Origin of the sequence: Halomonas sp. E19 (genome assembly GCF_052439355.1) — a bacterium.
Taxonomy (GTDB): domain Bacteria; phylum Pseudomonadota; class Gammaproteobacteria; order Pseudomonadales; family Halomonadaceae; genus Halomonas.
This window is the reverse complement of record NZ_JBNFWU010000001.1, coordinates 539,668-553,113: the sequence shown is the minus strand read 5'-3', so window position 1 is coordinate 553,113 and position 13,446 is coordinate 539,668. Positions and strand designations below refer to the sequence as shown.

General features: G+C 66.1%; 11 protein-coding genes, 1 tRNA gene and 3 pseudogenes. 4 read left to right on the top strand and 11 right to left on the bottom strand.

Features of this window, described 5'->3' with window-relative positions; all coding sequences use genetic code 11:
• Window positions 1-49: 49 nt before the first annotated feature.
• Window positions 50-126: transfer RNA gene (locus ACUDAL_RS02990), tRNA-Arg, on the top strand.
• 170 nt (window positions 127-296) lie between these two features.
• The gene (locus ACUDAL_RS02985; RefSeq protein ID WP_444677095.1) at window positions 297-554 is read left to right on the top strand and encodes a hypothetical protein; all 258 of its coding nucleotides are present in this window, start codon (window positions 297-299) and stop codon (window positions 552-554) included.
• Between the two features lie 144 nt (window positions 555-698).
• Here ACUDAL_RS02985 and fnr read toward each other — a convergent pair whose 3' ends face one another.
• The 8 genes and pseudogenes from fnr to ACUDAL_RS02945 form a co-directional block, all read right to left on the bottom strand.
• Window positions 699-1,448, bottom strand: coding sequence for a fumarate/nitrate reduction transcriptional regulator Fnr (gene fnr / locus ACUDAL_RS02980; protein WP_444677094.1), 750 nt, complete (start codon window positions 1,446-1,448; stop codon window positions 699-701).
• Window positions 1,449-1,660: 212 nt separating this feature from the next.
• Window positions 1,661-2,869 carry a porin gene (locus ACUDAL_RS02975; RefSeq protein WP_444677093.1) on the bottom strand — a complete coding sequence of 403 codons (1,209 nt, stop codon included), beginning with the start codon at window positions 2,867-2,869 and terminating at the stop codon, window positions 1,661-1,663.
• A gap of 409 nt (window positions 2,870-3,278) precedes the next feature.
• On the bottom strand, window positions 3,279-4,265 hold the full coding sequence (locus ACUDAL_RS02970; RefSeq protein ID WP_444677092.1) for a ProQ/FINO family protein: 987 nt from the start codon (window positions 4,263-4,265) through the stop codon (window positions 3,279-3,281).
• Window positions 4,266-4,372: 107 nt separating this feature from the next.
• A complete protein-coding gene (locus tag ACUDAL_RS02965; RefSeq protein ID WP_444677091.1) occupies window positions 4,373-4,921 on the bottom strand; it encodes a dihydrofolate reductase in 549 nt (182 codons plus the stop codon).
• Complete coding sequence (locus ACUDAL_RS02960; protein ID WP_444677090.1) at window positions 4,918-5,757, bottom strand: thymidylate synthase; 840 nt, start codon at window positions 5,755-5,757, stop codon at window positions 4,918-4,920. Before ACUDAL_RS02960 ends, ACUDAL_RS02965 begins: the two co-directional genes overlap by 4 nt.
• Before the next feature lie 63 nt (window positions 5,758-5,820).
• Window positions 5,821-6,608, bottom strand: a pseudogene (gene lgt, locus ACUDAL_RS02955) (prolipoprotein diacylglyceryl transferase).
• A 7-nt stretch (window positions 6,609-6,615) separates the two neighbouring features.
• Window positions 6,616-7,410 (bottom strand): sulfite exporter TauE/SafE family protein, encoded by a 795-nt coding sequence (locus ACUDAL_RS02950; RefSeq protein ID WP_444677089.1) that lies wholly within the window; start codon window positions 7,408-7,410, stop codon window positions 6,616-6,618.
• 100 nt (window positions 7,411-7,510) lie between these two features.
• Window positions 7,511-7,762 (bottom strand): annotated as a pseudogene (locus tag ACUDAL_RS02945) (response regulator); the annotation flags it as partial.
• A gap of 738 nt (window positions 7,763-8,500) precedes the next feature.
• On the opposite strand from ACUDAL_RS02945, the gene ACUDAL_RS02940 reads away from it, so the two are divergent.
• Window positions 8,501-8,677 (top strand): hypothetical protein, encoded by a 177-nt coding sequence (locus ACUDAL_RS02940; RefSeq protein WP_444677088.1) that lies wholly within the window; start codon window positions 8,501-8,503, stop codon window positions 8,675-8,677.
• Window positions 8,678-8,833: 156 nt separating this feature from the next.
• Here the strand turns inward: ACUDAL_RS02940 and ACUDAL_RS02935 are convergent, their stop codons facing one another.
• The 3 genes and pseudogenes from ACUDAL_RS02935 to ACUDAL_RS02925 form a co-directional block, all read right to left on the bottom strand.
• Complete coding sequence (locus tag ACUDAL_RS02935) at window positions 8,834-9,655, bottom strand: NRDE family protein (RefSeq protein ID WP_444677087.1); 822 nt, start codon at window positions 9,653-9,655, stop codon at window positions 8,834-8,836.
• A 6-nt stretch (window positions 9,656-9,661) separates the two neighbouring features.
• Window positions 9,662-11,922: pseudogene (gene ptsP / locus ACUDAL_RS02930) on the bottom strand (phosphoenolpyruvate--protein phosphotransferase).
• 142 nt (window positions 11,923-12,064) lie between these two features.
• On the bottom strand, window positions 12,065-12,556 hold the full coding sequence (locus ACUDAL_RS02925) for an RNA pyrophosphohydrolase (RefSeq protein WP_444677086.1): 492 nt from the start codon (window positions 12,554-12,556) through the stop codon (window positions 12,065-12,067).
• Between the two features lie 205 nt (window positions 12,557-12,761).
• Between ACUDAL_RS02925 and ACUDAL_RS02920 the strand changes: the two genes are divergently transcribed.
• Complete coding sequence (locus tag ACUDAL_RS02920) at window positions 12,762-13,418, top strand: HAD family hydrolase (RefSeq protein ID WP_444677085.1); 657 nt, start codon at window positions 12,762-12,764, stop codon at window positions 13,416-13,418.
• Window positions 13,419-13,446 lie beyond the last annotated feature (28 nt).

Genomic DNA, 13,446 nt, shown 5'->3' with positions numbered 1-13,446 from the left:
GCAGCGGTTTATCTCGGCGCCGCAAGCGCCTATAATGCGCAGCCGAGCGGCCCCCATAGCTCAGCTGGATAGAGCGTCCCCCTCCTAAGGGGAAGGTCTCAGGTTCGAATCCTGATGGGGGCGCCATCCCGTCCGGAATCCCTTCGCCACACTTCACGCCTGCCATCTCCGCGCAGCAACCCAGCCGAAACGACGGCAATACGGCATAGACGAAAGAGGCCCCAAACCCCCTTCCGTTTCCTGCAAGGCGTGATAGGATCAAATTTCCCCGTGAAAACATATGGCAGGAGGCCAACATGTTTAAACGCACAAGGAAAGTGCCGTGTAACGAATGCCACGGCGTGAACTACTGGAACGCCAACCCAAAGCCCACCGATGTTTTGCATTGCCGCTATTGTGATGCGGCAATCACGAACTACGAAGAGTACGTGCGAATGGCGGCGCAACAGGAAGCCGAACGCCTGCTTGCGGAGTTCGTTGAAACCGATGTTTCGCGCGACCTGGCGCACCTGAAGAGCATCCTCGCAAGCCCCGGCCAGCGCATCAGCGCCTAGCAGCTAACGCTGAAACGCCTTACCGTTCACGCCAGCGCAACGCGGCTCGGTGATCGTGTGAGTGATCGAGTAAGTGAGTGCGAGTGACCTTGTAACGAAAACGGCCGCCCAGTGGGCGGCTGTTTTCGTTACCGTGGCGAGACTTTATACGTAGGCCTGCCGCCCTACCCCATCTTCGGCGAGTGCCACCAGCGCCTCGAAGTCGTGCACAGTCAGCTCGCGGCCGGTGACCGTGAGCATGCCCTGCTCCTGGAAGCGCGCCAGCACGCGGCTGACGGTTTCCAGCGCCAGGCCCAGGTAGCTGCCGATATCCGATCGCGACATGGAAAGGTGAAAACAGTACGGCGAGTAGCCGCGGGTGCGGAAGCGCTCGGAAAGCCCAAGCAGGAAGCTCGCCAGGCGCTGGTCGGCGGTTCGCCCCGAGAGCAGGCACATCATGCGCTGGTCGTTGCGCAGCTCACGGCTCATGCAGCGGTAGAGCTGGCCGCGCAGTTCGGGCACCCGCTCGGCGAGATCCTCCAGCCGGGTGAACGGCAGCTCGCAGACAAAGGCGCTTTCCAGCGCGACCACGCTGCCATAGCAGTGCGCCTCGCCGATGGCATCCAGCCCCACCAGCTCGCCGGGCAGGTAGAAATGGGTAACCTGGTCGCGCTGCCCTTCCAAGGCCACGGTCTGCTTCAGGCTGCCGGAGCGCACCACGTAGAGGCTGGTGAACGCATCGCCCTGGCGCACCAGCGCCGCGCCGCGCTTGAGCGGGCGCGGGTGCTGGATGATGGCGTCGAAGGAAGAGAGTGCATCGAGCGCCAGCCCCAGGGGCAGGCAGCGGGCGTGCAAGGTGCAGCGCGCGCAGCGGGTCGCGCTTCCCGGCTGGCACGGAACGGACTCGAGCGGCATGACCTCTCCTTGTGCACGGCGTGGCGGGCTGTCTGGCTCGATTGTGTCTCGCCCGGCCCCGCCTGTCTCGGGCCTGGCGTGACATAGGCGATATAACGCCACCTTTCATTGATATGTATCAAGCCCTTTGGCCCGATACAAAAAAACCGGCCCCGAAGGGCCGGTTCTGTCGTCGCCGTAGCGACGTATGTAGCAATCTGCTAGGTTACGACTTAGAAGTCGTAGCGCAGACCGACGGTGTAACGAATCTCGTCGTTCAGATCAGACAGAGTAGTCTCTTCCGCGTCGAAATCGAAATCAGCGTCGTGGATTTCAGCCCAGACGTACATCGGCTTGCTGAAACGGTAGTTGGCACCCAAGGTCCAGGCGTTGCGGCTGTCTACACCCTCAAACGCGGAGCGAATGCGGTTGTAGTCTGCATAGATTTCGCCCATGCCATAGTCGAAGGTAGCACCGACAGTCCACAGGTTACGGGCAGCACCATAGATGTTGCTAGCAGCTCCGTTATTACCACGCGCCTCATAATATGCTGCACGTCTATCAAGCTCATCATTATCAAACCTGTCGCTAACTTCCTCGTACTTCACGCGCGCAGAGAAAGCCGGGGTGAACTGGTAAGCGGCCATCACAGTCCAGATGTCCTCGCCAGCGGGGTAGGCACCGCCACCCTTATAGCTGGCATTGCGGTCTTCGAGGCTGGAAGCATCCAGATCCTTGGACTGGTTGTAGCCAGCCGCCAGGTACAGGTCCTGCCACTGGTAGTTGACAGCTGTCTGCCAGCTTACGGTGGAAGAGTTGTCACCATCACCCACTACATTGCCGTTACCTGACGCGTGCTTCACCTGCAGGTGAGCCTGGAAGCCTTCCAGGTTCGGGGTGGAGTACTGGATGGAGTCGCCGCGAGCACCAGTCGGACCACCGCTGATAGCAGTGAAGCCCTCGTACTCATGGACTTCAAACTTGCTGGTCACAGCCTGGTAGACCACACCGTCGAAGTTACCGATGCGGACCATACCCCACTGGTCGCCACGCAGGCCCAGGAAGGAGTTGCGGATGGTCATTGCATTAGTGTTCTGGTGAGTCAGGTTGGGACGGAACTCCATGTTGGCGAAGGCCTGGAGATCCGGCGCCACGTTATGACGAGCGCGGAAACCGAAGCGGGAGAACACGTCCACGAACTCAGAACCCGAGGCCTTGATCTCACGAGCTTCAGTATCAGCGAGGTCAATTTGACCTGTAACAGGATTCAAACGATGTGGACGGAATTGGGTGGTATCTGTTCCGCCGGTAGTCACGCCCATGTTGATACGGCCATAGACGTCAACCTGAGTGCCGTCCTGGTCATAAACGGTAGCCGCCTGAGCGGCAGCGGAGACGCCCAGGGCGCCGGCAATGGCAGTCGCTAACAGTGTCTTTTTCATCGCGATAGTTCCTTTCACTAGCTTACTGTTTCGATCGTTACTGCACGAATCGGCGATCGGTGCAGGTAGCTTGCCGGGCATGGGTCCCGCCGTGCTTGGCTCGGTTCCTTCCCAGGAAGGGCCGGAGGCCGGACATGACCGCAGCGAAGCCTTGTTATAGTCCAATGCTCGCAGGTAGAACTCTATACCGGGAAAAATAGGAACGCAATAAGAAAAAACACTGTTTTCCTACCGTGCTCACTTTCCCGATGGAACTTCCGCCTGCCCATGCGGTCGTGCGCTTCCCGCCCTTCCGACCGCAGCCGCAGGCCTGTCGAAACAGTCACCTGGCAGCGATGAGCCACGACATGATGCCCGCCCGCCCCCTTGCTGGCAAGGCCGGCGGGTTAACGCAGCGAAGCGTGGGCGCTCAGTCGCCCGGCGAGCGGTTGCCGTGCTTGGCGAGCAGCGCCGAGAGCTTCGCCTCCATGCGCGCGGCGGGGTCGGCAGGTTCGACGGAAGCGGATGCCGGAACGGGGGCTGGCACCACCGGCCTGTCGCCACCCACCGCCCTTTCGGCATCGGAGCGCCCTGGCTGGGTGTCCTGGGCGGTGGCCTGCCGTGGCGGCTTGCCGCCGTGCGCCCGGCCGGCCCTGGCGCACGGCTTGCGCCCGCTCGCCCCATTGCCGCGGCGGCTCTCGCCCTGCAGCTGTTCCAGCTTGCGCCGGGCGTGCTCGCCGGCCTGGGCGTCGACCTCGCCGGCCGGCTGGCCTTCGAGGTCGATGCGCACCGCACCTTCGCGCACGGCTTTCAGATAACGCGGCAGGTTGACGTAGCCGGCCAGCGCCCGGCGCACCAGCTTTTCGGGCCAGGGCTCGCGGGCGGCAAGGGCGTGGTGAATGCCCACCTGCAGGGGGCGGGTGTGCCCCTTGAAGAAGGCCTTGGGGTAGCGCTGGTACCACTGGGCCAGCAGCGCTTCGGCGCTAGGCGCCTGTTCGATGGCGAGGCTGGCCTGGCGCTCGTCGTGCTGCGTTACCGCTGCCTTGTCGGCTGCCGCGGCGGGCTCGGGCTGGGAGGCCGGCGCCGGCGCATCGTCCTGAGCGGCCGGCTCCTCGCGCGGGCGATGGCCCATCAGCGCCGAAAGGCCTTGGGCGCGGCGGGCGGGGCCGGGGAACACCGGCGCCGGCTCGCCCTTGCGCAGCCGCTCGCGCAGGCGTGCGTTGTCCTCTTCCAGCTCGCGGTTCTGCTCGTCGAGCTCGCGGTTCTCTTCCATCAGCTCAAGGCGTGCCGCTTCGGCGTCGGCCAGCCGCGCCTCCAGCTGCCGCAGCTGCTCGCGGCAGGTGCGCAGCGCTTCCAGCGCATGGGCGGCACGAGCCTCCAGGGTGCTGAACAGGTGGCATGAACGCTCTTCGATCAAACCGGCATCCTCCAGGCAGGCTCACGTTGACGGCACGACAAGATGGTTGGCTTCTTGCTTCGCCAGGTGTCACATCGCACAGGGTGTGTCACAAGCGACAGTGTGTGTCACAAGCGAGGCGCTGACAAATCGTCGGCCTGGCGGCGCTGGTACTGCACGAAGCTGTAGCCGGGCTGCCCTGCCGCCGGCGTACCCGGCACGCGCTGCACTTCCTGCCACTCGCGCTCGTCCAGCTCGGGAAAGCGGGTGTCGCCCTCGACCTCGATCTCCACCTCTGTGAGATAGATGCGGCTGGCATGGGGCAGCGCCTGGGCGTAGATCTCGCCGCCGCCCATCACCATGATCTCGTCCACGGCGTCGATGGTGGCCTGCTGGTCGGCCAGGGCCAGCGCCGCAGCCAGGTCGTGACAGACGCGAATGCCAGCATGCTGGAAGGTGCTGTCGCGGGTGACGACGATGTTGAGCCGGCCCGGCAGCGGTCGACCGATGGACTGGAACGTCTTGCGTCCCATGACCAGCGGCTTGGCCTGGGTCATGCGCTTGAAGAACTTGAGATCTTCCGGCAGGTACCAAGGCAGCTTGTTGTCAACGCCTATCACGCGGTTGCGGGCGACGGCGGCGATCATGGCCACAGGCACCAGGGTCTCGTCTGTCATACGGCGACCTCGGCCTTGATATGGGGGTGAGGCTCATAGCCCTCGATGGCGATATGTTCGAAGCGGAAGTCGAACAGCGACGTGACGCTCGGTTCCAGCATCAGCCGGGGAGCCGGGCGCGGCGTGCGCGAAAGCTGCAGCTCGGCCTGCTCCAGATGGTTCAGATAGAGGTGGGCATCGCCCAGGGTGTGCACGAAGTCGCCGGGCTCGAGGCCTGCCACCTGGGCGATCATGCACGTCAGCAGCGCATAGCTGGCAATGTTGAACGGTACGCCGAGGAAGATGTCGGCGCTGCGCTGGTAGAGCTGGCAGGAGAGCCGCCCCTCGGCCACGTAGAACTGGAACAGGCAGTGGCACGGCGGCAGCGCCATCTCGTCGACCAGCGCCGGGTTCCAGGCCGAGACGATCAGCCGTCGCGACTGGGGGTTGCGGCGCAGCTGTTCGAGCAGCGCGGCAATCTGGTCGACGTGGCCGCCGCGCGGGTCGGGCCAGCTGCGCCACTGGGCGCCGTAGACGGGGCCAAGGTCGCCGTTTTCATCGGCCCACTCGTCCCAGATGCTGACCCCGTTGTCCTTGAGGTAGGCGATGTTGGTGTCGCCGCGCAGGAACCACAGCAGCTCGTAGATGATCGAGCGCAGGTGCAGCTTCTTCGTCGTCACCAGCGGGAAGCCGCGGGAAAGGTCGAAGCGCATCTGGTGGCCGAACAGCGAACGCGTGCCGACCCCGGTACGGTCGTCGCGTTCCACCCCGTGCTCGAGCACCTGGCGCATCAGGTCGAGGTAGGGCTGTTCAAGGGCAGGCTGCCCCAGCGGGGCAGTGTCGCGTTCGTCAGGCATCGTCAGGCTGGCTCTGGAAGAAGACATGTCGAGCGAGAGTCTACCGCCACTCGCCCCCCATCACTACCCAACCCGAACATCCACCGGCTGGCGGCGCGACCACACGATCAAGGCGCTGCCGAAGGCGATCATCGGCAGCGTCAGCAGCATGCCCATGGTCACCCAGCCAAAGGCGATGAAGCCGATGTGCGGGTCGGGCAGGCGCACGAATTCGACGCCGAAGCGGAAGATGCCGTAGAGCAGCAGAAACAGCCCCGAAACCAGCCCGCGAGCCTGCGGCCTGGCTGAGACCCACCACAGCACGGCGAACAGCACCAGCCCTTCCAGAAAGGCTTCGTACAGCGCGGTGGGGTGACGCGGTGCCGGCCCCATGCCGGGGAACGGCATGCCCCACGGCAGCTCGGTGACCCGCCCCGGCAGCTCGCGGTTGATGAAGTTGCCGATGCGCCCGGCGCCCAGGCCGATCGGGACCAGCGGGGCGATGAAGTCGGTGAGGGTGAAGAAGGCCATGCGCTTCTTGCGCGCGAACCACAGCGCCGCCAGCAGCACGCCGATCAGCCCGCCATGGAAGCTCATGCCACCGTCCCACACGCGGAATATCCACAGCGGGTCGGCCAGCCACTGGCCCAGGCCGTAGAAGAGCGCATAGCCCAGGCGCCCCCTGCCACCACGCCGATGGCGGCATAGAAAAGCAGATCGCCAACGTCGTCATGGGTGAGGCCGAAGCGCTCGGCGCGCTGGCGGCCGAGCCACCAGGCGCCAACAAAGCCGACCACGTACATCAGGCCGTACCAGTGGACCTGGAACGGGCCCAGGGCGATGGCGACCGGATCGATTGCGGGATAGTTCATCGACACCTCAGAGCAGGAAGCGCAGACCGACGATCGCCAGCAGCGCGGCGAACGCCAGGCGCAGGACCTTAGCCGGCAGCGCATGGGCCAGCCGCGCCCCGACGCGCGCAAACGGCACGCTGGTGATCACGATGCCGAAGAAGGCGGGCCACATGACGAAGCCTGTGGCTCCGGGCGGCAGCAGCGCATGGCCCCAGCCCATGACGATGAAGGTGGCCGCGCCAAACAGCGCAATGGGCAGGCCGCAGGCCGCCGAGGTGCCGACCGCCTGAGTCATGGTGGCACCGCAGCGCGACAGCCACGGCACGCACAGCGTACCGCCACCGATGCCAAACAGCGCCGAGATGCTGCCGATTACCGCGCCGGCGATGCCCATGCCCAGTCGGCCCGGCGCCACGCTGCCCGGCTTGGGGCCAAGACCCAGCGCCATCTTGATCGCCACCGCGATCACGAACAGGCCGAACAGGGTGCCGAGCAGCCCGGCCGACAAGGCACCGGCGACGAACACCCCCAGGATGGCGCCCAATACCAGCCCCGGCAACAGGGCCAGGAACCAGTCGCGCCGGATGCTGTTCTTCTGATAGTGCGCCCAGGCCGACGAGGAGCCAGTCACCACGATGGTGGCCAGCGAGGTACCGATGGCCAGGTGCATGGCGATGCTGGCATCCACGCCCTGCAGGCCGAAGGCAAAGACCAGCGCAGGCACGATGATCAGGCCGCCGCCCACGCCGAACAGGCCGGCCATGGTGCCGGCTGCAGCACCGAGCGCCAGGTATCCCGCCAGGGTAAGAAAGAGTGTCATTGTGGCGTTTTTCCTCATGGTTGCCGGGGTGCCACTGACGCAGCAGCTGAACCAGCGCCTTGGGCCCATAGGGTTTGGCCAGATAGTCGTCCATGCCGCTATCGAGAAAAGATTCCTGGTCGACTTCACTGGCATTGGCCGTCAGCGCAACCAGCACGGCGCGCTCGGCCTGTTGGCGGGCTTCCTGGTCGCGCCAGCGGCGCGCCACCTCGAGGCCGCTCATGTCGGGCATGTAGATATCCAGCAGCACCAGGTCGAAGGGCTGGCGCTGCTGCTGCTCCAGCGCCTCGTGGCCGCTGGCCACGCTGGTGACGATACAGCCCTGTTCTTCCAGCACCTGACCCGCCAGCATGCGATTGACCGGCCCGTCGTCGACGACCAGCACGCGCAGCGTCACGACCGGGTTGGCCAGATGCTCTTCGTGAGAGGTGGGCCGCTCGCCGTCGTCGACCAAGCTGCTGACCAGCAGGCTGATATCGGCCATGCGATCGTGCAGGATGGCCAGGCGTTTGTCGTTGAAGCCGCTCCGGGCAACTTCCAGGTTGCCGGCCAGCTCATCCAGCAGCGGTTCCAGCTCGCGCTGCAGCAGGGCCAGGTAGCGCGACTTCAGGCGCGAGTCCTCGCGGGCCCGCTCGCGGGACGCCACCAGATTGCCCAGCTGCGGCAGGCGCTCCGAGGTAGGCATGAAGCGCAGCAGCTGGTAGGGCGGCGCCTCCAGCCGCTCCACGCTCAGGCGGTGCCAGCTCCCTTCGACATCGCGCAGGCTCATCTCCTGCAGGCTGCCGTCCGGCCCGTGATGGGCCTGGCAGTAGTGCAGCGCATCGCACCCGCGCAGGGCCTCGATGCTCTTGCCCAGCAGCTTCTCCATGGCCAGGTTGGCGTTGACGATCTGCTCATGATGAAGCAGCAGCGACGGACGCGACGCCGAGGCCATTAGCCCCACCACGCTGGGCATCTCGTGCAGGCAGGCCTGCAGCTGAGCGGCGCTGTCCTGCAAGTGGTCGAGGCGCTCACCTGGCGAGACGTCACCGGCGACAGGCTGGGCCGGTAGCCCAAGCCAGGGCGGCAGCACCCGACCGGCAGCGAGCAGGTGGCGCTCGACGCGGCGCAGGCCATCGTTCGCCTGCCCTTCATATTCCCGCATGCGATGGCGAAGCTGCAGCAGGAAGGCCGTGGTGGTGAGGGTGGTGCCGATCAGCAGTGCCACCAGCAGCCAACCGGATGCCGCCCACGAGACGGGATCGGGCATGGCAAGCCACAGGAATAGCCCCAGCACGAGGCACAGCAGCACCAGCACGGCCTGGGCCAGCAGAAACGGCCACAGCAGTGGCCAGACGAGATACGACCAGAAGCGGTCGGTGCGCGTTGAGGTGGGCATGCGGTTCCCTATGCCTTCGTCATCCATCCTTTATATCCGCTGAGTTTACGTCGCTGCACGGCGAGAGTCACCGCAGCGCCCAGCATTGGGGGCTGGCACCACCCCGACACGCTGCAGGCTTTCGCCCAGCGCCGCCCCGCCGGGACCGAAGCGGCGCTCGCCCAGCGCCATGATGCCTGCCTCGGCGTCCCACTCCAGCCAGGTCGTGGCGCGAGTGCCGTAGCGCTCGCCGACGATGAAGGCCGGCGAAAGGCTTCGCTCCAGCGCCAGGCCGACGCCGGTATCGGGCAGGTGGGCGTCATCGGCCGGGGCCTGGTCGGCCATGGCCGCCAGGGCCTGCTGCGGCCAGCGCCGTCGACCCAGCGCTGCAAGCAGCCCCTGGCGCGCCGCGATCAGCTTGGGCCAGGGCGTGTTCAGGGTGGCGTTGGAGAGCCCATGCACGCCGGGAGCAACGGCGTTGAGCTCCAGCCGTTCGCCGCCGCGGTGCAGGTGCCACAGCCGCGCCTGGTCGCCCACCAGCAGGTTGAAGCCGGCATAGCGCCAGCCGCTGCCGCCTGCCAGGGCCTCCAGCCACGCCGTCAGGTCCGCCGCTTCCAGCGCGTCACGCACCAGTTGGCCGCGGCTTGGGGCATCGACAGCCACCTTGAGCGCCGGGTCACGCACGTTGGTCACCGCTGCGAAGCGGCCCCGCTCATGCACTGCCAGCCAGCTGCCGCCCGCCTCCAGGTCGCGCCCACCGACGATCGCCGGGGCATCCTGCCACCGGGCCAGCGGCGCCGCGGGTCGTTGGTGAAATTCGTCACGGTTGGCGACCAGCCGCAGCGGGTAGCGACTGCCCGGCGCGTAGGCGAAAACGATCAGGCACATGGCGCCTCAGTCCCGCGGCGGCAGCAGGTGCGACAGCTGCCACTCTTCCAGCCGGCCAAACAGATGGTCGCGCACCGCGCGAGGCGTGTTCAGTCCTAAGGTTTCCTGGACCAGGCCGCGGGCGGCATCCAGCGAGACCCGGCGAATGGCGGCACGCACCCGAGGCAGGCTGGGAGCGTTCATGGAGAGCGAATCGAAGCCCATCCCCAGCAGCAGCAGCGCGCCCGCCGGGTCGCCGGCCAGCTCGCCGCAGACCGAGATGGGCTTGCCGAGCCGCGCGGCCTCCTCGGCCAGACGCGACATGGCGCACAGCACGGCCGGGTGAAACGGATCGTAGAGCCCCGCCACCCTGGGGTTGTTGCGATCCACCGCCAGCAGGTACTGGGTGAGGTCGTTGCTGCCCACCGAGAAGAAGTCGACCCGCTCGGCCAGCGCATCGAGCTGGTAGAGCGTCGCCGGCACCTCGAGCATCACCCCCACCCGCGGGCGGCGCACCTCGACCTGCTCCTCGCCCAGCTCGAGGATCGCACGGTCGAGCAGGCGCAGGGCATCGTCGACCTCGTCGACGTTGGTGACCATCGGCAGCAGCACCTGCAGGTTGTCGAGCCCCTGGGAAGCGCGCAGCATGGCGCGCAGCTGCACCATCAGTACTTCGGGATGATCGAGGGTAACGCGGATGCCGCGCCAGCCGAGGAAGGGGTTGGCCTCCTCGATGGGGAAGTACGGTAGGTCCTTGTCGCCGCCGATATCTAGCGTGCGCATCACCACGGGCAGCGGCGAAAGCTTTCCAGCTGGTCGCGGTAGAGGCGGGTCTGCTCCTGCTCGCCGGGGAAGCGCTCGGCCACCATGAACGGCACTTCGGTGCGATAGAGCCCGACCCCGCTGATGCGGCGTCGCAACGAGATGGAGGTGTCGATTGCCAGGCCAGTGTTGACCATCAGCGGCATCACATGGCCGTCGCGGGTCTCGCTGGGTAGGTCCTGCTCGTGTTCGAGCACGTCGCTGAGCGCCTGCTCCTCGGCGATCAGGCTGCGATAGTGGCTTTCGAGCTCGGCCGAGGGGCGCACGAACAGCCGCCCGCGGTGGCCGTCGAGGATCACCCGCGCACCGGACAGGCGCGGCAGCGGCAGGTCGACCATGCCAAGCACGGTGGGAATACCCATGGCGCGGGCCAGGATTGCCACGTGCGAGGTGCTGGAGCCACGCACCGAGACCAGCCCCGCCAGGCGCTCGCGCGGCACTTCGCCGAGGGTGGCCACGCTGATCTCGTCGCCCACCAGCACGGCGTTGTCGGGGAAGTGGTCAAGCACCTGCGGGGACTCCTCCTGCAGGTGCGCCAGCACGCGCCGCCCCAGGTCGCGCACGTCGGCGGCGCGCTCGCGCAGGTAGTCGTCGTCGACCCGTTCGAGGTACTGCACGTGGCGGCGCACCACGTCGGCCAGCGCACCCGGCGCCCACTGCCCCTCGCGGATGCGTTTCTCGACCTCCTGCGAGAGTGCGGCCTCGCTGAGCATCTGCTGGTAGACCTCGAACAGCGCCAGCTCCTGAGCCGAGATGCGATTGGCCAGGCGCTCGCCTGCGGCGCGGATCTCCTCGCGCACCCGCTCAATGGCCTCCTTCAGGCGCACGATCTCGTACTCGACGTCGGTGGGCACGAGGTCGGGCACGCTGTTGAGATCCGCCAGGGGAGCAACCACCACCACGTTGCCGATGGCCATGCCGGGCGACGCCGCCACCCCGGTGAACTGCGCCTGCCCGCCGGGCAGCGTGGGCCGGCTGAGGCTGCCGGTGGCCAGGGCGTGGGCCAGCACGCCGGCCAACTGCGCGCCCATGGTGATCAGGAAGGCTTCGTCTTCCTCGTCGTAGCGGCGCTTCTCGCTCTGCTGTACCACCAGCACGCCGAGCATGCGCCGCTGATGGATGATCGGCACGCCGAGAAAACTCGAGAAGCGCTCCTCGCCGGTCTCCTCGAAGTAGCGGAAGCGTGGATGTGCCGGCGCGTCTTCCAGGTTGAGCGGCTCCTCGCGCTCGGCCACCAGGCCGACCAGGCCCTCGCCCACCCGCATGCTGACCTGACCGACGGCCTGGCTGTTGAGGCCGATGGTTTCCATCAGCACCAGCGCCTCGATCTCGGGATCGTAGAGATAGAAGGAGCATACGTCGGTGCGCATGGCCTTGCGGATGCGCCGCACCATGGTGGCCAGCGCCGCATCGAGGTTACGCGCTCCATTGACCTCTTGTATGACCCGGCGCAGCACCTCCAGCATGGGCGTCTTGCTTTCCATTTATTGTCGTCTCCCGCCTGGCCGAGGCATCAGTGCCGCGCCTTGTCATCAGGTTGAACGGGCCGAACCCTCGGCAGCCGCCCGGCTTCGCCGCCCTTGGCGTCGCTTGCGTGCACGGCCACGCTCAGCGGCCCTCCAGCGCCAGGCGCTGCGCGCGCAGCGACAGCTCGCTCAAGGCGCGGCGGTAGACCTCGCGCTTGAAGGGCACGACCTGGCCCAGCGGATACCAGTAGCTGACCCAGCGCCAGCTATCGAACTCCGGCTTGGCCGAGCCATCCATGCAGATGCGGCTCTCGGCACAGCGTATCCGCAGCAGGAACCACTTCTGTTTCTGGCCGATGCAGACCGGCCGTGCATTGGTGCGAATCATGCGTCGCGGCAAGCGATAGCGCAGCCATCCCCGGGTACAGGCAAGCAGATCGACATCGTCGGCCGTCAGGCCGATTTCCTCTTCCAGCTCACGATAGAGCGCCTGCTGCGGTGTCTCGGTCGCCTTGATGCCTCCCTGGGGAAACTGCCACGCATTCTGTCCTACCCGACGCGCCCAAAGTAGCTGCCCCTGCGAGTTGGCAATGATAATGCCAACGTTGGGGCGAAAGCCGTCAGCGTCGATCACGGACTTCACCTTATGAATTCGTATGAGAGTCATTCTTCCACATTGCCACAAAGCGCTTCAATACAACGAAAAGCCGTGAGTGCATTAGCCGCCATCGACACCTGACGATTGGAACGGGCTTAGCAGTGGCTCCGGTTGTCTGCCATAATCGCGACCTTTCGCGTTCTGTAGCGTTTCGTCACTCATCTACTGCAAGGGGTAAGCCGTGAGTCTGGCCATTTTCGACCTGGACAACACCCTGTTGTCCATCGACAGCGATCATGCCTGGGGCGAATTCCTGCTGGAGCAGGGCGCTGTCGATTCCGCCGCCTACCGGGAAGCCAACGATCGCTTCCTGGCCGACTACGAAGCCGGCACGCTGGACATCCACGCCTTCCTCGCCGTGGCGCTCCAGCCGCTGGCCGACATCTCGCCCGAGCAGCTGGCCGCATGGCACCAGCAGTTCATGGCCAGCAAGATCGAACCCAGCATCCTGGCCAAGGGTGAGGAGCTGCTGGCACGCCACCGCACCCGCGGCGATACCCTGCTGATCATCACCGCCACCAACCGCTTCATCACCGGCCCCATCGCCGAGCGGCTGGGGGTGGATCACCTGATCGCGGTGGAGCCGGAAGTGGTGGATGGCCGCTACACCGGCAAGGTGAGCGGCACGCCCAGCTACAGGGAAGGCAAGGTGCACCGCCTGGAGGCGTGGCTGGCCGACAAGGACCTGACCCTGGACGACGCCTGGTTCTACAGCGACTCGCACAACGACCTGCCGCTGCTGGAGCGGGTGGACCACCCGGTCGCGGTGGACCCGGATCCCACCCTGCGCGAAGTGGCCGAACAGCGCGGCTGGCGGATCATGAGCCTGCGCGACTGAGCCCAGGCCCGCCCCGCCAAAGGCAACA